This window comes from Pseudomonas hunanensis (assembly GCF_013393325.1).
In the GTDB taxonomy this organism is placed as follows: Bacteria; Pseudomonadota; Gammaproteobacteria; order Pseudomonadales; family Pseudomonadaceae; genus Aquipseudomonas; species Aquipseudomonas putida_P.
Map to the genome: position 1 here is coordinate 484,280 of NZ_QJRC01000095.1, position 21,273 is coordinate 505,552.

The 21,273-nt window shown below is 57.0% G+C and carries 23 protein-coding genes; 16 read left to right on the top strand and 7 right to left on the bottom strand.

The genetic code is table 11. From position 1 onward, the window contains the following. Positions 1-34 precede the first annotated feature (34 nt). The gene (locus tag DM807_RS27960) at positions 35-994 is read right to left on the bottom strand and encodes a PDR/VanB family oxidoreductase (RefSeq protein ID WP_218647994.1); all 960 of its coding nucleotides are present in this window, start codon (positions 992-994) and stop codon (positions 35-37) included. Then, positions 987-2,048 (bottom strand): aromatic ring-hydroxylating dioxygenase subunit alpha, encoded by a 1,062-nt coding sequence (locus DM807_RS18990; protein ID WP_179027724.1) that lies wholly within the window; start codon positions 2,046-2,048, stop codon positions 987-989. Before DM807_RS18990 ends, DM807_RS27960 begins: the two co-directional genes overlap by 8 nt. A 113-nt stretch (positions 2,049-2,161) precedes the next feature. Between DM807_RS18990 and DM807_RS18995 the strand changes: the two genes are divergently transcribed. After that, positions 2,162-3,082, top strand: coding sequence for a LysR family transcriptional regulator (locus DM807_RS18995; RefSeq protein ID WP_159266354.1), 921 nt, complete (start codon positions 2,162-2,164; stop codon positions 3,080-3,082). Here the strand turns inward: DM807_RS18995 and DM807_RS19000 are convergent. Beyond that, complete coding sequence (locus DM807_RS19000; RefSeq protein ID WP_159266355.1) at positions 3,072-3,818, bottom strand: helix-turn-helix domain-containing protein; 747 nt, start codon at positions 3,816-3,818, stop codon at positions 3,072-3,074. The two genes, DM807_RS18995 and DM807_RS19000, sit on opposite strands and share 11 nt — an antisense overlap. Positions 3,819-4,123: 305 nt before the next feature. On the opposite strand from DM807_RS19000, the gene DM807_RS19005 reads away from it, so the two are divergent. The 3 genes from DM807_RS19005 (at position 4,124) to DM807_RS19015 (ending at position 6,461) form a co-directional block, all read left to right on the top strand. Next, on the top strand, positions 4,124-4,915 hold the full coding sequence (locus tag DM807_RS19005; protein WP_159266356.1) for an SDR family NAD(P)-dependent oxidoreductase: 792 nt from the start codon (positions 4,124-4,126) through the stop codon (positions 4,913-4,915). A gap of 43 nt (positions 4,916-4,958) precedes the next feature. After that, positions 4,959-5,471 carry a 2,4'-dihydroxyacetophenone dioxygenase family protein gene (locus DM807_RS19010; protein WP_179027725.1) on the top strand — a complete coding sequence of 171 codons (513 nt, stop codon included), beginning with the start codon at positions 4,959-4,961 and terminating at the stop codon, positions 5,469-5,471. 138 nt (positions 5,472-5,609) lie between these two features. Beyond that, on the top strand, positions 5,610-6,461 hold the full coding sequence (locus DM807_RS19015) for a transporter (protein ID WP_179027726.1): 852 nt from the start codon (positions 5,610-5,612) through the stop codon (positions 6,459-6,461). A 198-nt stretch (positions 6,462-6,659) separates the two neighbouring features. On the opposite strand, the gene hpaR (DM807_RS19020) is transcribed toward DM807_RS19015, so the two are convergent. Continuing rightward, complete coding sequence (gene hpaR / locus DM807_RS19020; RefSeq protein ID WP_159266359.1) at positions 6,660-7,082, bottom strand: homoprotocatechuate degradation operon regulator HpaR; 423 nt, start codon at positions 7,080-7,082, stop codon at positions 6,660-6,662. Positions 7,083-7,399: 317 nt separating this feature from the next. Between hpaR (DM807_RS19020) and DM807_RS19025 the strand changes: the two genes are divergently transcribed. From DM807_RS19025 to hpaI, 7 genes are all read left to right on the top strand, one after another. After that, entirely contained in the window at positions 7,400-8,059 is a 660-nt protein-coding gene (locus tag DM807_RS19025) for a fumarylacetoacetate hydrolase family protein (protein ID WP_179027727.1), read from the top strand. A 10-nt stretch (positions 8,060-8,069) separates the two neighbouring features. Next, on the top strand, positions 8,070-8,834 hold the full coding sequence (locus tag DM807_RS19030) for a fumarylacetoacetate hydrolase family protein (RefSeq protein ID WP_179027728.1): 765 nt from the start codon (positions 8,070-8,072) through the stop codon (positions 8,832-8,834). Between the two features lie 5 nt (positions 8,835-8,839). Next, positions 8,840-10,300, top strand: coding sequence for a 5-carboxymethyl-2-hydroxymuconate semialdehyde dehydrogenase (hpaE, locus tag DM807_RS19035; RefSeq protein ID WP_043199800.1), 1,461 nt, complete (start codon positions 8,840-8,842; stop codon positions 10,298-10,300). Positions 10,301-10,389: 89 nt separating this feature from the next. Continuing rightward, positions 10,390-11,313, top strand: a complete 924-nt coding sequence (hpaD, locus tag DM807_RS19040; protein ID WP_179027729.1) for a 3,4-dihydroxyphenylacetate 2,3-dioxygenase — start codon at positions 10,390-10,392, stop codon at positions 11,311-11,313. A gap of 54 nt (positions 11,314-11,367) precedes the next feature. After that, positions 11,368-11,778 carry a 5-carboxymethyl-2-hydroxymuconate isomerase gene (locus DM807_RS19045; RefSeq protein WP_179027730.1) on the top strand — a complete coding sequence of 137 codons (411 nt, stop codon included), beginning with the start codon at positions 11,368-11,370 and terminating at the stop codon, positions 11,776-11,778. A gap of 96 nt (positions 11,779-11,874) precedes the next feature. Beyond that, positions 11,875-12,678 carry a 2-oxo-hept-4-ene-1,7-dioate hydratase gene (gene hpaH / locus DM807_RS19050; RefSeq protein ID WP_179027731.1) on the top strand — a complete coding sequence of 268 codons (804 nt, stop codon included), beginning with the start codon at positions 11,875-11,877 and terminating at the stop codon, positions 12,676-12,678. Positions 12,679-12,688: 10 nt separating this feature from the next. After that, positions 12,689-13,492: a 4-hydroxy-2-oxoheptanedioate aldolase gene (gene hpaI / locus DM807_RS19055; protein WP_179027732.1), complete on the top strand. Its 804-nt coding sequence runs from the start codon at positions 12,689-12,691 to the stop codon at positions 13,490-13,492. Positions 13,493-13,582: 90 nt separating this feature from the next. Here hpaI and hpaR (DM807_RS19060) read toward each other — a convergent pair whose 3' ends face one another. From hpaR (DM807_RS19060) to DM807_RS19070, 3 genes are all read right to left on the bottom strand, one after another. Further along, entirely contained in the window at positions 13,583-14,005 is a 423-nt protein-coding gene (hpaR, locus tag DM807_RS19060; protein WP_179027869.1) for a homoprotocatechuate degradation operon regulator HpaR, read from the bottom strand. Positions 14,006-14,283: 278 nt separating this feature from the next. Continuing rightward, positions 14,284-14,541, bottom strand: a complete 258-nt coding sequence (locus DM807_RS19065) for a Rossmann-fold NAD(P)-binding domain-containing protein (protein WP_218647995.1) — start codon at positions 14,539-14,541, stop codon at positions 14,284-14,286. Positions 14,542-14,545: 4 nt separating this feature from the next. After that, a protein-coding gene (locus DM807_RS19070; RefSeq protein ID WP_179027733.1) for an IS3 family transposase occupies positions 14,546-15,702 on the bottom strand; the annotation gives its coding sequence in 2 pieces (ribosomal slippage) (positions 14,546-15,444 and positions 15,444-15,702; 1,158 coding nt in all). 387 nt (positions 15,703-16,089) lie between these two features. On the opposite strand from DM807_RS19070, the gene DM807_RS19075 reads away from it, so the two are divergent. From DM807_RS19075 to DM807_RS19095, 5 genes are all read left to right on the top strand, one after another. Then, on the top strand, positions 16,090-18,063 hold the full coding sequence (locus DM807_RS19075) for an FUSC family protein (protein WP_179027734.1): 1,974 nt from the start codon (positions 16,090-16,092) through the stop codon (positions 18,061-18,063). Further along, a complete protein-coding gene (locus DM807_RS19080; protein WP_159266407.1) occupies positions 18,060-18,281 on the top strand; it encodes a DUF1656 domain-containing protein in 222 nt (73 codons plus the stop codon). The genes DM807_RS19075 and DM807_RS19080 overlap by 4 nt, the downstream gene beginning before the upstream one ends. An 8-nt stretch (positions 18,282-18,289) precedes the next feature. Next, entirely contained in the window at positions 18,290-19,180 is an 891-nt protein-coding gene (locus DM807_RS19085; RefSeq protein ID WP_179027735.1) for an efflux RND transporter periplasmic adaptor subunit, read from the top strand. Positions 19,181-19,236: 56 nt separating this feature from the next. Then, the gene (locus DM807_RS19090) at positions 19,237-20,625 is read left to right on the top strand and encodes an efflux transporter outer membrane subunit (protein WP_179027736.1); all 1,389 of its coding nucleotides are present in this window, start codon (positions 19,237-19,239) and stop codon (positions 20,623-20,625) included. Positions 20,626-20,759: 134 nt separating this feature from the next. After that, the gene (locus tag DM807_RS19095) at positions 20,760-21,209 is read left to right on the top strand and encodes a MarR family winged helix-turn-helix transcriptional regulator (RefSeq protein ID WP_179027737.1); all 450 of its coding nucleotides are present in this window, start codon (positions 20,760-20,762) and stop codon (positions 21,207-21,209) included. Positions 21,210-21,273: the final 64 nt, after the last annotated feature.

A 21,273-nucleotide genomic window follows, 5' to 3' on the forward strand; every position in this document is an offset into this window, starting at 1 on the left:
ATAACCATGATCTACTGCATCGGGAAAAGTACGACTATAGATCCAATACAAGCTTGGAGGATCGCGCCCGCGAGACGCACAGCAACATCACCTGGTTACTGTCGCGCTCCTGATCACTCAGTACGTAATCCCGATGGTCGACCTCCCCTTCCAGCACGGTGCATTCACAGGTACGGCAGAGCCCCTCCCGACAGGAATAAGGCATTGATACGCCCACTGCTTCAAGCACATCCAATACGCTGGATTGGGCAGGCACAGTATATTCCACGCCACTCTGAGCCAATGCGATCGTGAAGCTCGAGTCCTGGCCGTTTCGCTGCGAATCAACATCTGCAACAGGCGCGGAGAATCGCTCAAAATGAATATTCTGAGCCGGCATCACCGCCCGGGCTACATCATCAACTGCATCCATTAGTGGTGCAGGGCCGCAACAATACAGATGCTCTCCTGGCCTGGCCTGGCCAATGAAGGCTTTCAAATCCGGCCGCCCCTGATGCTCGTCATCAAGGTGCAATGTCACCCGATCTGCTGGTATCTCCTGGTAGTAAGCGGCACGAGCCCTATTACGTGCACAGTACAACAACTGCCAGGGCTTATCGTGCACCTCGCACCATCGGATCATGCTCAAGATCGGGGTTATGCCAATTCCACCCGCGATAAACACATAGCCGGGAGCGTTGGTGTCCAAACCAAAATGATTGCGCGGCGCACTGATCTCTACAGTTTGTCCAGCTTTGAAGTGCTCATGGATGAACGAAGAGCCTCCTCTGGATGGAACTGCCAACCCGATGCCAAGTTGGTAGCCTCCACCCGCGCCGTGACACTGATGAATCGAGTATTGCCTGATAAGACCATTAGGCAGGCGCACATCAATATGCGCGCCTGGCTCAGCGAGTACGAGCGGCTGCTCAGTGATTGGACAGAGCAGGATATCGAGAATGCCCTCTGCTACCTGAGCGACCGACTCGATGCGGACCTCCCGCCACTCAGCCACGAGCGACCTCCTGAATTTGTACTGGATTCGACGCTGCCTGCTCGGCGGCGTAGGTTTTGGCGACCAGCCAGCGGAAGTAGGACAGCGCTGCATCGGCCCCAATAGGGATCATCTTGAAGTCAGGCATCAAATTAAGACTGTGATCCTGGGCGTGGATCATTTCACTGTCTTCCTTGAAGGCCGTGATCACCTGCTGATGGATCGCCTCTGTTACCGCAGGCTCGTCCAGCGAGAAGTTGTGAGGTTGTGCGAAGAAATAGTGGGTCGAGGTATCCGTTTCCGGTGTCAGTGCCTGGGTACTACGGAATTCTGCCGCGTCAACGCGCGCGCCCTCCTTTGCGCCCAATCCCGTTGGCTGCATGCCCGAATCCATCAGGAAAATACCTGGAAGAATAAAGTCGTAGATGTTCCAACGGTCCACCATGCCAGGGTAGTTCTTCACATTCTGCACAAAAGGAGCAGGCTTGATGCCCTCCCCCCAACGGGTGACTCGTACACCATTGGGAAGCTTTTTAACTTCAGGAATACAGGCTGCATATGCTTCGTCACCGCCCAGAGTAGTCGGATGGACATAGGGCAAGTGGGCAAGGTCGAGCAAATTATCGGCAATCAACAAGTAGTTGGTCGCATAGTGGGTATACCCCTCCAAGCTTCTCCATTCGGGATCGTCCAGCCAGTGCGTATCTGGGATTAGCGACTCGTCAGCGAGTGCCACATCGCCCATCCAGATCCAGATCCATTTGTGCCGTTCCACGATCGGAAATGTCCGCACTTTGGCTTGGGGGGGAATACGATCCTGACCGGGGATTTCTATGCATGCACCGCTGGTGTCGAATACCAGGCCGTGATACATGCAGCGCACACTGTCGCCCTCCAGGCGACCCTTTGACAGAGGAGCACCGCGGTGACAGCAACGGTCCTCAAACGCAATTGCCTTGCCGCTGGTATCTCGCCAAAGGGTCACAGGAACGTTCAAAAGCGTGCGGGCGAGAAAGCCCCCGCTGGGGACCTCAGACGACCAAGCGGCCACATACCAGGCGTTTTTCAGAAGCATACAAAGACCTCATCACCAATTCTTTTTATAGATATCCACCGCGGGGGTGGCTTGCCAGATTGATGATATGACCTGATCATGCATGCGCACAGATCATACGGCGCATACACAGCATGCATGACATACATGAAAGAAAACTCGACTTGAATCTTCTTCTTGCATTCGATGCGTTATTACGTGAAGGCAGCGTCACCAAGGCCGCTGATCAGCTTGGCTTGACCCAGAGCGCCATGAGTCACGCGCTGCGTCGGTTGAGAGATTTTTATGCCGACCCCCTGTTTGTCAGAGTTGGCGATGTTATGCGCCCTACCCCGTACGCAGAAGGCTTGGCCCCGCTGGTGCTAGAGATCATCTCTACTGTGCGGGTAAAGCTCATGACTCAGGCTTCTTTCGATCCCGCTACATCCCGGCGGGTCTTCAGCTTCTGCATGAGCGATATGGGAGAGTTGGTTTTTTTGCCGCGCTTGATCGAGCGATTACGAAGCATCGCTCCGCACTGCCGCATCCGCACGATCCAGGCCCCCAGCGAGAAAATTGCGGCCTGCCTGGAGTCAGGAGACGCCGATTTGGCACTCGGTTCGCCATATCTGGAAGCGCCCGAATTGTTCCGACAAGAACTGTTCCCCCACACCTTCGCCTGCATCGTGAGCCACAAGAGCACGATGACCCAAACTGATTTTACGATCGAACGTTTTCTTAGCATGCAGCATGTATCTGTGACGCTCTCGGATCGAAGCGGCCTGTACGATCGGGCGATCGACGAAGGGGGAGTAAAACGCGACATCTACCTCACCACTCCGCACTTCCTGATGGTGCCGATGATCCTTGAAAACAACCCTACCTTGGTCGCGACCGTGCCCAGGGAATTGGCCCGGGTTTTTGAACGTTACAATGCCGTTAGAATGCTGGAGCCCCCGATGCCACTACCGAAATTTTCCCTGCGCCAGTATTGGCATCCCCGACACCATCACGACCCCGCGAATATCTGGCTTCGCCAGATGACGAAAGAGCTTTTTGACAATTTCATGAGCTGATGGAATTGAGGCGTCGGTAAGCACTTGGCGTGACACCTTGTCGGTCCGCAAATGCCGCGCTGAATTTCGCTGCGTTGGGGAAACCCACGTTACGGCCAATTTCAGAAATCGGCACATCCGATTTCGCGAGTTGGTCGCGCGCGACCTGTACACGGAGATCCAGCAGGTATTGATAGGGTGAACGGCCTGCAGACTCTTTGAAAGCGCGATAAAAATGACTCTCCGAACATCCGCAGAGTCTTGCGAGGTCTGATACCCGTAGGGGATCCGACAGATGCTCCGCCATTTCCTGCTGCACTCGCCTAAGCACCTCCGAGGAGAGGCCGCCTTGCACCGTCAGGCGGCTGACGCCTGAGGGCCGATCCAAGGTGGAGTATCGCAGGTGCAAATGCTCCACGATCTTCTCGTGCATACCACGCAGCAGTTCCGCTCGACGGTGCCCTTCCTCGAGGGGATAGGACAAGAGCATCAAGAAAAGTCCTTCGATCCAAGGATCCTTAGCCCCTAAAGCATTACGAAAATAGGCAGGCATGGGCTTGATTGCCAGTGTTGACTCATCTTCGCCGGAACTGTCTGGCCAGAGATAAAGCTGCGCGAAATCAAGCGTGCCGTGCAATCGCCATTCGTAAGAGCCGGGCCCGGTGATGGCCAAGGAGCGCGCTTTGACGCCCGCACATGCTCTTCGTCCTTGGTGAATGCTGTCGACTCGGGTACTACCCGCAATGTGGTAGGTCAATCGGACCTCCTCAAGGGCAGCCTCGCTGAGCTCCAGATCATTCGCATGCCACATCGCCGCCGCTGGTCTGCCCTGTGCATCGTCCAGTCGCCACTTCAACTCCGCGTTAGGGTTTGATCGAAGGGCTTCAAACGCTGACGCTCCCTCGCTTCGTTCAAGTACTCCAGGCATTTGCACTCCCATTTTACTGATGACAATTCCTGCCACGCTTACCAAATCCTACCGGGCAATTTTCATGCACATGTTAACAACCGCTCGATCATGCTTATAGTCTGCTCAAACCAACAACAAAAGCGAGCAACACGATGAATGGTAACTTTCAAGGCAAAGCGGGCATTATCACCGGCGCGGCAGGTGGTATCGGCAGTGCAACCGCTAGACGCCTTTCTGCCGAAGGAGCCCAGCTCCTGCTTGTCGACCGCAATGAAGTCGCGCTCAAAACGTTGGTAGACGAGATCCGCGCACTGGGTGGCGAATGCGACTTTGCGGTAGCCGATGTTTCTGAAGACGCATCGGTCCAGGCCTACGTTGCCCAGGCAAGCAACACCTTTGACCGCATCGACTTTTTCTTCAATAACGCCGGCATCGAAGGGCCTATGTGCTCAGTTCTGACGTTTCAGGAGGCTGATTTTGACAAGGTCATAGCAGTCAACTTGAAAGGTGTCTTCCTTGGAATGCGCTATGTCTTGCCGATCATGGTGAAACAAGGTTTCGGCTCCATCGTGAACACCGGCTCCATCGCGAGCGCACGTGGACTAGCTGGTTCGATCGCATACACCGCAGCTAAACACGCCGTGCTGGGGATGGTGCGCACAGGTGCCGCCGACCTCGCTGGCACAAATGTTCGTTTGAACTGCGTAATGCCTGGGATGGTTGATACCCCCATGCTGCGAAAAATCATTCATGAGACCTTTGACGGCGACCTGAATAAAGGCCTGAAAGGCATGGGCAGCGTTTCGCCAATGCATCGCGTTGCACAGCCTGAGGAAATCGCGGCTGGCGTAGTTTTCCTACTCTCGGACGATGCAAGTTTCATTAATGGCGTTGCACTGCCGATTGATGGCGGCACGCTGGCCACAATTCCCTACAACGGGTAGCCACTGTAAGTTCAAGCCAAAATATAATAACGAGGAGATACCCATGACCGCTTCTATGAATGCTCCACTGCCTATGTCGTTGCACGTAGACACCGACGCGTTTCCCTTCGCCCGCGACTACTACGCGGAAGGTCTAAACCTGAAGTTACTTCAGGCAGATGTCGAGGGTGGCGTATTCGCCGTACGGATCAGCTTTGCTCCTGGCGTGCAATTGCCCCCTCATAAACATACCGGCGCGGTGCATGCCTACACCTTGAAGGGTGAATGGACCTATTTGGAGCACGTTGGGTCGCCATCGAGCACCGCAGGCTCGTACCTTTATGAGCCACCAGGTTCGGTCCATACGCTAAAGGTCGCCGACCACAACACCGAAGAAACTGATGTCGTATTCATCATATATGGCGCTATGCTACTGCTCGACGATCACGGCAATATCACTGGTGTGCTGGATGCTCAAAGTCAGCATGACGATTGGACCAAAGCCCTCCGAAGCCAAAATGATCACATCCCAGCGTTCATTACTGGCGGACAAATTGGTTACTTTCAAGAGCACTAAATAAATGACAAGCGCCAGCCTCACAACAGAGGCTGGCGTCTAAATGCCCGCTCATCCGTTTATCAAAGCATGATCAGCTCCGCACTTGGAGACTGAGAATAGCACTCATCAATAATAAAAATAACAGCCGAGACGACAATGTTACACACTAAGCGCCTTGCTGCGAGTTTCAGCCTACTCGCCCTTTCAAATGTGCTTTGGGCAGATGTAAAACCGGATCCCGGCGATTACACCGCATTACCTAATGGCACTGACCTTCTGATTTTCTACCAGCAAAACCTCCGAGCTGAAGACTATTACACCAACGGCAAGAAGAGCCCGCAAAAACTTGATCTGAAGTTAGATCTAGGGGTTTTCAAGTACGTTCATTTCGCTCAGTTTTTCAACACCGGCTACACATGGGCCCCGCAATTCTTTATCCCTTATGGCAGGCAGCGGATTGGCGACAACAATCAAATGTCGGGGGTTGGCGATGCATCAGTTGGCGCAACGGTCTGGACGATCGCTGATCGTCAGCGCGATAGGTACCTGGGCTGGTCGGCATTTTTCACTGCCCCTACCGGTAGCCACCGCAATGAAGGTTTTTCTCTCAGCGATGATCGATATGCCGCAGACTTCCAGATAGCCTACCTACGCAGACTATCTTCGAAAATCAGTTGGGATGTCATTGCAGAAACCGAATTTTATTCTAAAAGCGTTCATACACGCAGTTCCAAGGATCCATTATTCCAGCTTCACAACCACCTGCGGTACCATTTAACGCCAGACACTTGGGCTGCAGTCACCTATCGGCATAGTTGGGGCAGTAAAACTTCACTTTCGGGAACCACCTTAACCACCAACCGAAATAACGGAGCATTGGTTTTTTCATTGGCCACGTCCCTTACCCCCCAAGTCCAAGTACTTGGTCAGCTTATGCACGACACGGTAGTCAGTGAAGGGGCTAAAATGGAAAATTCTCTTCAGCTTAGATTCGTATACGCTTATTAAGCGCCGTAGCATCAAGAATTTCAGCACCACTTGCCGCAAGAGTGTCACATGAATGATGGCGCATAGGTTTGGTGCCGTTCATGGGCAGGAAATTATCTGCCTGCGATTACGAGCTCCTAGCCGCCAATGCAACCTTTAACCAGCACGCGCCGCGTGACGGCTTGATCCACGCGGCAGCGTCGCACATCGCGTGCGGGTTTAAGGCTCGATACGTTTGAGCTCATTCAACAGATCCATTAACTGCTGCAGCTTAGCCTCTCCAAACTGAGATTGGATTTTCTGATAGTTACGCTCCATTCCCTCGCGCATAGAGGTATAGCATCTTTCACCCACCTCAGTAAGGGAGACAAAGACTCTCCGTTGATCCTGTGAACTTTTATTCCGAAGCACCAACCCGTCTCGTTCTAGCCTACTCAGAACGCCTGTCATACTGGGTTTTAGTATACAGGCCAACTGGGCTAACTGATGACTCTCAAGCTCGCCTTGCTGGCTGAGTATGCGGATAACACGCCACTGCTGCTCGGTCAGATCATGTTCGTTAAGCAATGGCCTGAAAAATGCCATCGCAGCCTCCCTGGCCTGGAGAAGGCTCAATGTGAGTGAAGGTGGCGTACTGGACATGGTGGGACCTTAGTAATGGAAGTTCGCAAGAATAGAGTCATTATCAACGATCAACAACAATACTGTGAATGCCCCCGGTCACCGCCAACAACAAGCAGCACACATTTTCCATCCGAGCCTGAAGACAGTTTTGAATGAGCAGGACGGACGCGGCACATCGGTTCCAGGGTTTTTCAGCCTGAGGTGAGGGTCAACGACGGCTGCCTCGCGTCAGATCGGCAGCAGAGCCCTTGACCTTCGTTAACATATTAACTATAACGTTAACACATTAACGAATATTGGGGGCAGCGCGCTGCCCCACCTGCCAGGAGAGAAGCATGAGCCATGCGTTGCATGACGTTGCAAACGGCACCTTGTTTGGCGTAGCGCTGAACTACAACGGTCTGCTGCAGCAGCGTCTTACCGAGTTCGAACAGCCGCCCTACAAACAGGCGCCAGTTAAGCCGGTACTGTTCATCAAGACCCCGAACACTCGTAACTCCCACGGCGCAGAAGTCATCCATCCCGCTGGCGGCGAACGCCTCCAGCCGGGCCCTGCCCTAGGCGTTGTGATAGGCAAGGACGCCAGCCGAGTGAGCGTGGCCGATGCGCTGACGCACGTGGCCGGGTACACCATCGTCAATGAATACAGCCTGCCGGAAGACAGTTACTACCGCCCTGCGGTCAAGGCCAAATGCCGCGACGGCTTCTGCGCCATAGGTCCGGACCTTGTCCCGGTATCAGCCATCACCGACCCACATCAGCTGACCCTGAAGCTGTATGTGAACGGTGTAGTCGCTCAGGAGAACAGCACCGCCAACATGGTACGCAGCGTCCCGCAACTGATTGCCGAACTGAGTGAGTTCATGACCCTGCACGCCGGCGACATCGTGATCACCGGCACCCCCGAGGGCCGCGTCGATGTCCAGCCAGGTGACCGCGTCGATATCGAGATCGACGGCCTGGGCAAGCTGACCAACTACATCGTCGCCGAGTGAGGAATTACCTGTGAAACACGCCCGTATCCAGTTCGACGGCCAGGTTCATGACGTTACTGTCGAAGACGATCACCTGCGCCTGGCCGATGGCCGCCTAGTGCATCAGGACCAGGTCACCTGGCTGCCACCGGCCACCGGCAGCATGTTCGCCCTGGGCCTGAACTACGCCGACCACGCCAAGGAGCTGGCCTTCGCGCCACCCACCGAACCCTTGGCCTTCATCAAGTCGCCGGGCACCTACACCGGCCACAACCAGGTCACCTGGCGCCCAGACAACGTCGAGTACATGCATTACGAGTGCGAGCTGGTCGCGGTCATCGGCAAGCCGGCAAAAAACGTCAAGCGTGAAAACGCCCTGGACTATGTAGCCGGCTACACCGTGTGCAACGACTACGCCATCCGCGACTACCTGGAAAACTACTACCGCCCCAACCTGCGGGTAAAAAACCGCGACGCCACCACCCCGGTCGGCCCGTGGATCGTCGATGCGGCCGATGTGCCAGACGTCAGCAACCTGAAGCTGCGCACCTGGATCAACGGTGAGCTGAAGCAGGAAGGCACCACCGCAGACATGATCTTCGACATTCCGCACCTCATCGAATACTTCTCCAGCTTCATGACCCTGCAACCGGGCGACATGATCGCCACCGGCACGCCAGAAGGCCTGGCCGATGTGGTGCCGGGCGATGAAGTGGTGGTGGAAGTGGAAGGCGTCGGTCGCCTGGTCAACCGTATCGTCAGCGAAGCTGACTTCTTCAAGAACAACAAGGCATGAGCAGCATGATCAAGCACTGGATCAACGGCCGTGAGGTCGAGAGCAAAGACACCTTCGTCAACTACAACCCGGCCACCGGCGATGCCATTTGCGAAGTTGCCAGCGGCGGCGCCGAAGAAGTGGCCCAAGCCGTAGCTGCGGCCAAGGAAGCCTTCCCCAAGTGGGCCAATACCCCGGCCAAGGAACGTGCCCGGCTGATGCGCAAGCTGGGTGAGCTGATCGAGCAGAACGTGCCAAAACTGGCCGAGCTGGAAACCCTCGACACCGGCCTGCCGATCCACCAGACCAAGAACGTGCTGATTCCGCGTGCCTCGCACAACTTCGACTTTTTTGCCGAAGTGTGTACGCGCATGGACGGCCACACCTACCCGGTCGACGACCAGATGCTCAACTACACCCTGTACCAGCCAGTGGGTGTGTGCGGCCTGGTGAGCCCGTGGAACGTACCGTTCATGACGGCTACCTGGAAGACTGCGCCGTGCCTGGCCCTGGGCAACACCGCCGTATTGAAGATGAGCGAGTTGTCGCCACTGACCGCCAACGAACTGGGCCGCCTGGCTGTTGAAGCCGGCATCCCCAACGGTGTGCTGAACGTGATCCAGGGCTACGGCGCTACTGCCGGCGATGCACTGGTGCGCCACCCGGATGTGCGCGCCATTTCCTTCACCGGCGGCACCGCCACCGGCAAGAAGATCATGCAGACTGCGGGCCTTAAAAAGTACTCGATGGAACTGGGCGGCAAGTCGCCGGTGCTGATCTTCGAAGACGCCGACCTGGAACGCGCGCTGGACGCCGCGCTGTTCACCATCTTCTCGCTGAACGGCGAACGCTGCACCGCTGGCAGCCGCATTTTCATCCAGGAAAGCGTGTATCCACAGTTCGTTGCCGAGTTCGCTGCCCGCGCCAAGCGCCTGATCGTCGGTGATCCGACCGACCCGAAAACCCAGGTCGGCTCGATGATCACCCAGCAGCATTACGACAAGGTCACCGGCTATATCCGCATCGGCATCGAAGAAGGCGCACGCTTGGTCGCAGGCGGCCTGGAGCGCCCGGCCAACCTGCCGGCGCACTTGGCCAAAGGGCAGTTCATCCAGCCCACCGTGTTCGCCGACGTGAACAACAAGATGCGCATTGCCCAAGAAGAAATCTTCGGCCCGGTGGTGTGCCTGATCCCGTTCAAGGACGAAGCCGAGGCGCTGCAACTGGCCAACGACACCGAGTACGGCCTGGCCTCCTACATCTGGACCCAGGACATCGGCAAGGCCCACCGCCTGGCGCGTGGCATCGAGGCCGGCATGGTTTTCATCAACAGCCAGAACGTACGCGACCTGCGCCAGCCGTTCGGTGGTGTGAAAGGTTCCGGTACCGGGCGTGAGGGTGGCCAGTACAGCTTCGAAGTCTTTGCCGAAATCAAAAACGTCTGTATTTCTATGGGCAGCCACCACATCCCTCGTTGGGGGGTGTAACACTTTCGTCATCGGGTCGGTACGTAGACGGTTCTGACGGATAGCCTGGGTACCGACTCGATGACTTCACAACAATTAGGAGTTACATCATGGGCAAGCTGGCACTCGCCGCCAAGATCACTCATGTCCCCTCCATGTACCTGTCCGAACTGCCGGGCCCACGCCAGGGTTTCCGCCAAGCGGCCATCGACGGACATTACGAAATCAGCCGCCGATGCCGTGAACTGGGAGTGGACACCATCGTCGTATTCGACACCCACTGGCTAGTCAACGCCAACTACCACGTCCTTTGTGGGCCGCACTTCGCGGGTGTTTACACTAGTAACGAGCTGCCACACTTCATCAGCAACATGCCCTATGAGTTTCCCGGCAACAGTGAACTCGGCCTGCTGCTGACCGAAGAATGCAACCGCTTCAATGTCGAAACCATGGCCCACCACGCCACCACTCTCGGCCCGGAGTACGGCACACTGGTGCCGATGCGTTACATGAACCAGGACCAGCACTTCAAAGTGATCTCGGTCTCGGCGCTCTGCACTTCCCATTATCTGGCCGACAGCGCCCGACTGGGCTGGGCCATGCGCAAGGCGGTGGAAGACCACTACGATGGCACCGTGGCGTTCCTCGCCAGCGGCTCACTGTCGCACCGCTTCGCCCAGAACGGACAGGCGCCGGACTTCGCCACCAAGGTGTGGAGCCCGTTCCTGGAAACCCTCGATCACCGTGTAGTGCAGATGTGGCAAGACGGCGAGTGGGAAGCCTTCTGCGGAATGCTTCCGGAGTACGCCGCAAAAGGACATGGCGAGGGCTTCATGCATGATACCGCGATGCTGATGGGCGCCCTCGGGTGGTCGAATTACGACGGCAAAGCCGAGGTAGTGACGCCCTACTTCGGCTCTTCTGGCACAGGTCAGATCAACGCGATCTTCCCGGTCACTCCACAAGACGGCTCGGCCATTCCTCCGGCCCAGGCCGCAAACCTGGCAGCCGTAGTGTCCACCAGCCGCCTCTGAAAACCTGCTGGCCGCCCCGAGTGGAGGTCAGCACTTCGCGCCCCGAGAAGCCCCATGCCCCACCTGGTTCTGCTCTACACCCCCGACCTCGAAGCCGACGCCAAGATCGCCGATCTGTGCCGCGCCCTAGCCGACAACATGCTCGAACAGCGTGACGAGAGCGGCAAGCCGGTATTCCCCACCGGCGGTACCCGCGTGCTGGCCTATCCAGCCGCTCACTGCGCGGTAGCCGACGGTCAAGGCCCCTATGGGTTTCTCTACGCGAATTTACGTATGGGTAGCGGCCGCTCCGATGCCGTTCACAAGCGCGTCGGCGACGGCCTTTTACACGTACTGAGAAGTCATCTGGACGATTTACTGCGACAGAGACCGATCGGCATCACAGTGCAGATCGACGAAAGTCGTGAACAGGTCTATGACGCTAAGCACAGCAGTTTGCATCCACTATTTAGCAGACCCGTCTGAAACAGCGAGTGCTGACAAGTCACGCACAGTGACCGGTAATTCAATTGGAGCTACTCGCTGTGCGGTTTGTTAACCCTCAAACCATGAGATTTCACGATGCTCGATAACTCTTTCATCCAGCAAGCGGCCGAGTGCCTGGACCAGGCCGAACGTTCCCGCGAGCAAGTGCGCCAGTTCTCGCTGGAGCAACCGGCAATCACCATCGAAGACGCCTACGCCATCCAGCGCGCCTGGGTCGCGAAAAAGATCGCCGCAGGGCGCAAGCTGGTGGGCCACAAGATCGGCCTGACCTCGCGCGCCATGCAGGTGTCGTCGAACATCACCGAGCCCGACTACGGTGCCCTGCTCGATGACATGCTGTTCGACGAAGGCAGCGACATCCCCTTCGAGCGCTTCATCGTGCCACGCGTTGAAGTGGAGCTGGCGTTCATCCTCGGCAAACCGCTGAAGGGCCCGAACGTCACCGTATTCGATGTGCTGGACGCAACCGAATGGGTGATCCCGGCGCTGGAGATCATCGACGCGCGCATCCAGCAGGTGGACCCGCAAACCCAGGCCACCCGCAAGGTGTTCGACACCATCTCCGACAATGCCGCCAATGCCGGTGTGGTAATGGGCGGGCGGGCCGTACGCCCCACCGAAATCGACCTGCGCAAGGTGCCGGCGGTGCTGTACCGCAATGGCGTGATCGAGGAGTCCGGGGTCAGCGCCGCCGTGCTCAACCACCCGGCCAAGGGCGTTGCCTGGCTGGCCAACAAACTGGCCCCGTACGATGTCACCTTGCAGCCCGGCCAGATCATCCTTGGGGGTTCGTTCACCCGCCCGGTCGCCGCACGCCCTGGTGACACCTTCCACGTCGACTACGACATGCTCGGCTCCATCGCCTGCCGCTTCGTTTGAGGACTTGCCCATGGACATGCCCATCAACCACTTCAAGCAACGCCTGCGCAGCGGTGAACCGCAGATCGGCCTGTGGCTCGGCCTGGCCGATGCCTATTGCGCAGAGCTGGCGGCCAATGCCGGTTTCGACTGGCTGCTGATCGACGGCGAACACGCGCCCAACGACCTGCGCGGCATGCTCGCCCAGTTGCAGGCGGTGGCGCCCTACCCCAGCCAGGCGGTGATCCGCCCGGTGATCGGTGACACCGCGCTGATCAAGCAGGTGCTGGATATCGGCGCGCAGACCTTGCTGGTGCCGATGGTGGAAACTGCTGAACAGGCGCAGCAACTGGTCAATGCCATGCAGTACCCGCCCAAGGGCATTCGCGGGGTGGGGAGTGCGCTAGCGCGGGCTTCGCGCTGGAACACCATCCCCGGTTACCTGGACCACGCTGATGAGCAGATGTGCCTGCTGGTGCAGATCGAGAACAAGGAAGGCCTGGCCAACCTGAACGAGATCGTTGCAGTGGAGGGTGTGGATGGCGTGTTCATCGGGCCTGCGGACCTGAGTGCGGCCATGGGGCATCGGGGCAACCCCGGGCACCCGGAGGTGCAGGCGGCGATTGAAGACGCAATCGCGCGCATTGGCAAGGCGGGCAAGGCTGCGGGCATTCTCAGCGCGGACGAGAAACTGGCTCGGAGGTACATCGAGCTGGGCGCCGCCTTCGTGGCAGTCGGCGTCGATACCACGGTGCTGATGCGAGGTCTTCAGGGCCTTGTCGGAAAATTTAAGGAAGCCCCACAACAAAACACTGCACGCGATGGGGTCTACTGAATTTTAGTTTGCTGGTGAAAGCGGTGCCACTGGCGCCGTTTTCTGTTAGCGCTTCAATTAGTCAGCCAATAAAGGACAAAGACCTTTAGCTTAGGGCTTGATATTTTTCATGTCATTGAGTAGCTGCATGAGTAGCTGCAGATTGTCTTCACCAACTTGCTTGACGATTTTTTCATAGCCGTCCTTCATCTCCTCGCTCATTGCCAGAAAGGCCTGATGGCCTTTCACTGTCAAACTGACCAAAACCCTTCGCTGGTCGACCTGCGACTTGCGCCTGGCCACCAGCCCGTCTCGCTCAAGACGCTTCAGGACGCCGGTCATACTGAGCTTGAGAATGCAGGCAAGCTCCGCCAACTGATAGCTTTCCAGTTCCTCTTGTCTGCGCAGAATACGGACGACACGCCATTGTTGTTCTGTCAGTTCATGAGTATTCAATGAAGGGCGAAAGAATGCCATCGTGGCTTCTCGAGCCTGTAAAAGCGTGAGGGTGAGTGAGGGTGTTCGGGGGTGCATGCGGGCCTGAGGATCATGTAAATGAATGGTGCTGGCTGATGCCAGCACATTCATTAATATATTAATAAGTCATTAGTTGCCAGTATTCTCAGGCAACCTAGCCACTTCGATTGTCGAGGCGCTGAACACCCAAAGATGGGGCTCCTAGCTAATCGTATGGATGGGCTCTTCCCTCACACGACGTACCCCCAAATGCCTTCACTCCTTATCCTCCTGGCGCCTTGGCGGCGATTGGAGGAGCAGCTATCCATGGCATGATCTCTTGCGAACATCAAGAATCATCGGGCCGCGAGCCGCCCCAGCTCACCTTTGACAACGTCCTCAAATGGCGTAGTAGGACGTCCTAAGAGCTTGGACAATTGGTGGTCCTGATTGAATAGCGCGCCGTTGGCGGCATCAACATCCCAGGATGCCAATCCCAAAGCAAAAGCCTCCGGTAGTCCTGCCTGCTTGAGCGCCGCCGCGTAATCATTTACTGGAATGTCCACATAGGGAACTTCCTTACCGGTTTGATCTTGCCCAGCAGCCGTGGACACGGGTTTAAGCACACATCCTGGCCTCGAAGGCCTCTGGGCTGATGTGCCCCAGCGTGCTGTGTCGCCGCTGGCGGTTGTAATCGGTTTCGACGTATTCAAACACGGTTTCACGCATCTGGGCGCGGCTCGTGAAGCGCTCGCCGTGGATGCACTCGACCTTCAGGCTGTGGAAGAAGCTCTCTGCACAGGCATTGTCGTAGCAGTTGCCTTTGACGCTCATGCTGCATCGCAAGTGATGGGCGCGGATCAGCTCCTGGTAAGCCGCTGAGCAGTACTGGCTGCCGCGGTCGCTATGCACGATCACGTCATTAGGCTGCCTGCGTCGCCACAGCGCCATGTGCAAGGCATAGCAAACCAAGTCGGCCGTCATGCGTTCGTTCATGGCCCAGCCGATCACCATCCGTGAATACAGATCGATGACCACTGCCAGATACAGCCAGCCTTCCTCCGTATGCAGGTAGGTGATGTCACCCACCCATTTCTGATTTGGCGCAGATGCCTTGAAATCCTGCTTGAGCAAGTTCTCTGCCACTGGCAGGGAGTGCTGAGAATTGGTCGTGGCCTTGAACTTCTTGGCGGCCTTGGCACGCAGTCCTTGCCGTTGCATCGAGGCGGCTACCGTCTTGCGATTGCAGGGTAGGCCGGCTTCCCGCAGGTCGTGGCACAGCCGTGGAGCCCCGCTGCGGCCCTTGCGTGCGCTGTATGCCTGAGCGACCTGCCGATCCAGTTCGGCTCTTCGCCGCTGGCGCATTGACGGCCTGCGAGAGCACCAAGCGTAGTAACCGCTGCGGGCAACGCCCAACACGCGACACATGGCCTGGATCGAGAAATGCGCGGTATGAGTCCTCATGAAGGCGTACTTCACTTGAGGCTCTTGGCAAAGTACGCGGCGGCCTTTTTTACGATGGCCAGCTCCTCGGCGTGCTCGGCCAACAGCCGCTTGAGTCGGGCATTCTCGTCGGCCAGCGACTGCTCGCGCTCGCTGCCGGCCTGAGTCTGGTGCTTCTTGCTCCGCCAGCCGTAGAGCTGGGAAGCATGCAGGCCGAGCTGTTCGGCAGCCTTGCTAACGCCAATGCGCTCGGCCAAAGCCAGCGCTTCGTCCTTGTAGGCTTGGGAATGGCGGGTGCGGGTCTGTTTCATTGGGGTTGCTTGTCTTGCCATGATTCACCTCGTTGCAGTTTATCGCTTAACGGGGTGTCCACTGGGACTGGGCAAGATCAATTCATTGCATTCCCCTTGCCACTGTCAATCCTCACCTAGCGTAGGGCGTCGCCAACCTTCGAGCGTTGCAGACTGAGCAGGAATAAATAGATGCCATGCTAACAGTTGCCTTGTAAATCGTTATCTTGTAAATTCTTCTCGATTCATTGATGAGCGACCGATTCAGCATGACTTCGACGCGTGATGGCAGAGGCATTCCATGCTAACTGATCAAGGGTGTACTGACCGACGTCCGATGCCCACTCCACTTGTGGCTATTGGCTCCGAAGCGAACTCCGGCTCAGTTGAACCGGTGTGCGTGCAGCACGCTTCGCGAGTGTAAGGCCGATGTTCTTCGAACGGTCCCGATGGACCTTTTCCATTAAATTATTCTTAGCTGCCATGTTGGCCTACTGGCTCTCAGTCCATCTGGCACTGCCGCAGAGTTATTGGGCCGTCGTGACCTGCTGCGTAGTGATGAATCCGACCACGGGCGGTGTCTATTCCAAGAGCGTCTATCGCTTCACCGGCACGCTGTGTGGTGGCGTAAGTGCCCTCATACTGGCTGGGATGTTGAGCACCATTCCTTTGATGCTGGTGGCCGTCAGCGGGCTGATAGCTTGTGCAGCCTTTGCCTGGGCCGTACTTGACCGTACACCGAGGGCTTATGGCTACCAACTCTTCGGCGTCACACTGCTCTTGGTTGCACTGGCCAGCATCGATCAACCGCAGTTGATATTCGACACCGCTGCAGCGCGCGTTCTGGAGATCGGTCTGGGCATCTTCTGCTGCTGGATAGTCGATAGCATCCTTGCACCACGCTCATTAGCTCCCGTACTGCACCAACGGATCCGTCAATGGATTCCCCATATGCGTAGTTGGCTTGAAGACGAATTTCTCGTCCGCCCCAATAGCGAACAGGGCCGCCTTGAACAACAGAAGAGCATCACCGACATCACCTCACTGTCATTGCTCGTGAGCCAATTGGATTACGACCCGATGGTGAATCGGCAGGAGCGAGAATACGCAGTGGCCATCCAGCATCGGCTGCTGCAGTTGATGCCCATGCTCTCTTCAATCAGGGGGCATCTCGACTGCCTTGAGCCAGATCGCCGGAGCAGAATGCTGGCGTGGCTGGAAGCAACCTGGCGAGTGGCGAACACACAGGACAGCCAGCTTGACGAGCACCTGCGCTCACCAGAAGCAACGCCAAGCGCCGCAGACGAATGGCCGACGTTGATAGAACTCAATCTGCGACACGTCGCCGGCGATGTGCTGCGCATCTGGGGCACCATCCAGCATCTTGCCGAGGGGTTGGCAAAGCCCCAACGGCTTAGCCCAGCGCTTAAAGCGCTGGCACATGGAACTGCGCCATTTCCCCTGCAACCGGACTTTTATATGGCCCGGCGGGTTTTTCTGGCAGCTGCGCTGGCCTATAGCGCCGTTGCTGCACTGTGGTGTATTACCGGCTGGACTCAGGGCGCCAACGCGACGCTGATGGGCATGGTGGCAATTGGGTTCTTTGGTCATCTGGACGAAGCCGGCAAGGCTATTGGTAAATTCGGCAAGTTCAACGCTCTAGCCCTTGCGCTGGCGGCGGTGGTTGCTTATGGGCTGCTGCCCTTCGCTCAAGACTTCCCATCCCTGGCGCTCGTCCTGGCCATGGTAATGCTGCCCCTCGGCGCCTGGGCCGCTACCAATCCAATGGCTGTGCTGATGATGGCCATCGCGCTGAGCAATATCAATCTTCAAGCTCAGTACACGCCTCTGGAATTCGGGGTTTTCCTTGATACGGCCAGCGGCAGCTTATTGGGTATCCTGACGGGCTACTTCTGTTTGGTAACCATTCGCCACATGGGACCGGCGCACCTGCGCGAACGGTTCATAAAGCTCGAGAGACGCGATGTCTTGAAACTGAGCTACCGCGCTGATGCAAGGAGCTTGGGCGAATATGCCAACCGCGCGTTGGACCGTGCAGCAGCCTTGGCAACACGGATCACTGCGGATGACCAACTGCAATATCAACGCCTTGGCCTGCTGGCCTGGCTGCGCCTTGGGATGGCGGTCGGCAGCACACGTCGAGCGCTGGAGGGCGTGACTGGCCAACGCCGTCGGGTATGCGAGGGTCTGCTCGCTCGCATACGAGAAGCGTTGAAGGGTGACGAACTCGCACTTACCCCAGAGCTCACCGATGCCATTGATACGACCATCGCCCTTGTATGGCGCCAGGCCAGGCCGTATCCCGATAGCCTGGTAAGGGGGCTCATAGGGCTACGACTTGCACTATGCGCAGCGCAGCAGCCTGTAAAGGAGCCGGTATGACGGGTGAACTGAATGTGGCAGGCGTACTCTTCTCGCCTCTGATGCTCTGTTTGATGATCGCATTCCTCGGTCGCCTCCTGTTGTCGCGCCTGTTAGCCGCGCTTGATCTTTATCGCTACATCTGGCGTCGGACGCTGTTCGATCTTTCTGTTTTCTTCGTCCTGGTGGGGTTGGCCTTCGTAGTTCTGGTTGCCACCCCGCACTGGCTACATGGCTGATCCCTGATATGAGTGTCTTTTCCAACTTGTCGTCTCGATTACTGAAGACCGCTGGTACGCTCAGCGTGAGTGCACTGGCCTTGGCGGCTGCCTGGTATATCTACGTGTACTACACATATGCCCCGCAGACGCGCGACGGAAAAGTGCGCGCGGATGTAGTCGCGCTTGCCGCTGATGTATCGGGCCGCGTCGACGAGGTCTCAGTGCGCGACAACCAGCGCGTACGAAAAGGGCAACTGCTTTTCACGGTCGATAAAGACAGGTTGAGCAATGCGCTTAAAACTGCTGAAGCTGTCTTGGCTATTGCTGAAGCGCAGAACGAAGCAGCGCAGCGCGAGCAGCGCCGATATCGTAATTTGCAAGGCGTGGTCCCACCGCAAGCATTCGACCAGCGTGTGACCGCGGCCAAAGAAGCCGCAGCAAGGCGCCAGCAGGCAGCCGCAGACCTTGAGCGTGCGCGAATTGATCTCGACCGTGCGAGGGTGCGCGCCCCAGTCAACGGGATCGTCACCAATTTCTCACTCAGGCCCGGCGCCTATGCCATGGCCGGCCAGCCCGTCATGGCGTTGGTAGATGAAGACAGCTATTACATCGCGGGCTATTTCGAAGAGACCAAGCTCGCACGCATACGCACGGGAAGCTTGGCAAAAGTCCAGATAATGGGTGAAACGCGCCCGCTGTCGGGCCATGTCGAAAGTTTCTCGGCCGGCATTGAAGATCGGGAGCGCAGCACATCGACCGGCTCGATGCTGGCCAACATCAATCCCACTTTCAGTTGGGTCCGCTTAGCACAGCGAATTCCAGTGCGCATCACCTTGGATGAGGTGCCAGAAGGCGTTCACCTGATTGCCGGACGCACCGCGACCATAGAGCTTGAAGATATGGAAATGGCGCAATGAGCATGCCGATAATAGCTCCGCGTCGATGGCTACCGCGATTCATACCGGCTGTCTGTATGTTACTCTCAGCCTGCTCTGCAGTAGGACCGGACTACCAACTACCGCAGTTGCCTGCGGGCTTGTCGCAAAAGCCACAGGTGGAGTTTGAAGCCTCGGATGAGCTCATCTATGAATCTCAAGATTTACCGTCAGATTGGTGGCGACTGTATGCTGCTCCAGCGCTGGACGATTTGGTTGCAGAGGCCATAGCGCACAACACGGACCTTCGCGTCGCTATCGCTAACATCGAAGTCTCCGAGGCTGCGTTGCGTGGTGTTCAGAGCCAAGGCAGCATACAGACGCACGTCGCCACCCCCGAAGGTGCGCCGGCAATTGCTTGGACACAATCCTCCAATAAAGGTCTTTCCCCCGCAGGTGAAGCGCATGGTCAGTATGATATTTCCCTTGGCATTTCCTACGAGGTCGATGTCGCGGGGCGGCTGCGCCGTACTCTTGAGATGAGCACAGCCAGCTTGCAAGCAACTGCCGCCGCTCGCGACTTAGCACGCACAACAGTTGTTGCCCGTGTCGTGCGGGCCTATGGCAAAATCTGTTCGTTAGGTGAGAGGAAAGCCGTTGCACAACAATCGGTTGCTCTTCAACAACAGAGCTTGACGCTGCTGCAGCGCGGCGCGACGGCTGGCATCTATTCCTCACTGGACCTATCCCGTGCGCGCGCACTCCTCGCCCAGTTGCGAGCTGAGATCCCATTGCAGGAAGCGCAACGCAAGTCTTCGCTCTATGAGTTGGCGGTGTTGCTGGGCCGTCGTCCGGAAAATTTCCCTACACAATTGCAGGAGTGCGTTACACCTCCGCAATTGACCCGACCAATCCCCGTTGGAGACGGAATGACCTTGCTCAGGCGTCGCCCCGACGTGCGCGCAGCCGAACGCGAATTAGCTGCCGCTACGGCAAAAATCGGGGTGGAAACGGCTGAACTATACCCTTCTATAAGCTTGGGCGCCGGGCTTGGCACTACAGCCCGCATGGGTACCGATGCATTAGCCAATGCCGCCATTCACTACAGTCTGGGGCCGGTCATATCCTGGACATTGCCTAACCGGCAGCTCGCTCATGCACGCATCGATGCGGCTGGTGCAGAAGAGCGTATTGCACTGGCGCGCTTCGATGCCGTAGTGCTCAAGGCGTTGCAGGAAACGGAAGATGCGCTGGCGACCTATGCAGGCCATCTGGACTGGTATCGTGATCTTGAAGTCGCACGTGAAGAGAGTCGCAAGTCGTTGGATATTGTCCACCGCCGAGGCATTGGCGGGACGGTGTCCACCCTCGATCGACTCGACGCTGAGCGCACACTAGCAGCCACCGAGAGCGCACTCGTGGCCGCTCGCGGCCAATTGGCAGACGACCGCGTGCAAATTTTCCTTGCGCTCGGCGGAGGCTGGTAGCGTGGCCGGAATTACCTTCGTTGTAAGGAATTACCAACCAATGAGAGCATCGCAGCCCGCAGACCAGTCCGCTTTTGACTCGAGGAGACAAAGACATATAATTTACAAGGCAATAATTTCAGGACGTCTTTCAGATGAGCGAATCAAATTGGCTGTTTGAACTTACTAATGCACTGCAACCGGTCAGGCGAGCGTGGATACAGGCTTCAGCAGCAGCAACAGCGGACAGTGGGATACCTTTTCCGGTGGCGACTGCAGTCGTTCTGCTGGCACGTCTTGGAGACGGTGCACAACAAAGCACATTAGCAGAATTGGCGGGAGTAAACCCCGCAGCCATGCTGCGGACATTGGACCAGGCAGAAGCCCTGGGGCTTTGTGAGCGGCGGGAAATTTCGAACAACCGACGAATCAAGCCCCTGCATTTGCTGCCCGCAGGCAAAGTATTGGCCACTCGCGTAGAACACCAGTTAGCTGAACTGCGCGAAGAAATGTTTGCAGGCATTGATCCTGATGAAATTGAATCAGCCGTCAGAACCCTGCGGGCCTTTGAAGAGCGGATTTTGAGTCATCTAAGCAAATCATAAAAACTCTTTCGTCGACGTCCTGGGTGGCGTACGTGTGAGGGGGCCAGTCGTCATCAAAGAACCG

Bases quoted from the DNA above. Each gene is read 5' to 3' on its own strand.
- DM807_RS18990 (WP_179027724.1), bottom strand. From the start codon at position 2,048: ATGCTTCTGAAAAACGCCTGGTATGTGGCCGCTTGGTCGTCTGAGGTC.
- DM807_RS18995 (WP_159266354.1), top strand. From the start codon at position 2,162: ATGCATGACATACATGAAAGAAAACTCGACTTGAATCTTCTTCTTGCA.
- DM807_RS19005 (WP_159266356.1), top strand. From the start codon at position 4,124: ATGAATGGTAACTTTCAAGGCAAAGCGGGCATTATCACCGGCGCGGCA.
- DM807_RS19010 (WP_179027725.1), top strand. From the start codon at position 4,959: ATGACCGCTTCTATGAATGCTCCACTGCCTATGTCGTTGCACGTAGAC.
- DM807_RS19015 (WP_179027726.1), top strand. From the start codon at position 5,610: ATGTTACACACTAAGCGCCTTGCTGCGAGTTTCAGCCTACTCGCCCTT.
- hpaR (WP_159266359.1), bottom strand. From the start codon at position 7,082: ATGTCCAGTACGCCACCTTCACTCACATTGAGCCTTCTCCAGGCCAGG.
- DM807_RS19025 (WP_179027727.1), top strand. From the start codon at position 7,400: ATGAGCCATGCGTTGCATGACGTTGCAAACGGCACCTTGTTTGGCGTA.
- hpaE (WP_043199800.1), top strand. From the start codon at position 8,840: ATGATCAAGCACTGGATCAACGGCCGTGAGGTCGAGAGCAAAGACACC.
- hpaD (WP_179027729.1), top strand. From the start codon at position 10,390: ATGGGCAAGCTGGCACTCGCCGCCAAGATCACTCATGTCCCCTCCATG.
- DM807_RS19045 (WP_179027730.1), top strand. From the start codon at position 11,368: ATGCCCCACCTGGTTCTGCTCTACACCCCCGACCTCGAAGCCGACGCC.
- hpaH (WP_179027731.1), top strand. From the start codon at position 11,875: ATGCTCGATAACTCTTTCATCCAGCAAGCGGCCGAGTGCCTGGACCAG.
- hpaI (WP_179027732.1), top strand. From the start codon at position 12,689: ATGGACATGCCCATCAACCACTTCAAGCAACGCCTGCGCAGCGGTGAA.
- hpaR (WP_179027869.1), bottom strand. From the start codon at position 14,005: ATGCACCCCCGAACACCCTCACTCACCCTCACGCTTTTACAGGCTCGA.
- DM807_RS19075 (WP_179027734.1), top strand. From the start codon at position 16,090: ATGTTCTTCGAACGGTCCCGATGGACCTTTTCCATTAAATTATTCTTA.
- DM807_RS19080 (WP_159266407.1), top strand. From the start codon at position 18,060: ATGACGGGTGAACTGAATGTGGCAGGCGTACTCTTCTCGCCTCTGATG.
- DM807_RS19085 (WP_179027735.1), top strand. From the start codon at position 18,290: ATGAGTGTCTTTTCCAACTTGTCGTCTCGATTACTGAAGACCGCTGGT.
- DM807_RS19090 (WP_179027736.1), top strand. From the start codon at position 19,237: ATGTTACTCTCAGCCTGCTCTGCAGTAGGACCGGACTACCAACTACCG.
- DM807_RS19095 (WP_179027737.1), top strand. From the start codon at position 20,760: ATGAGCGAATCAAATTGGCTGTTTGAACTTACTAATGCACTGCAACCG.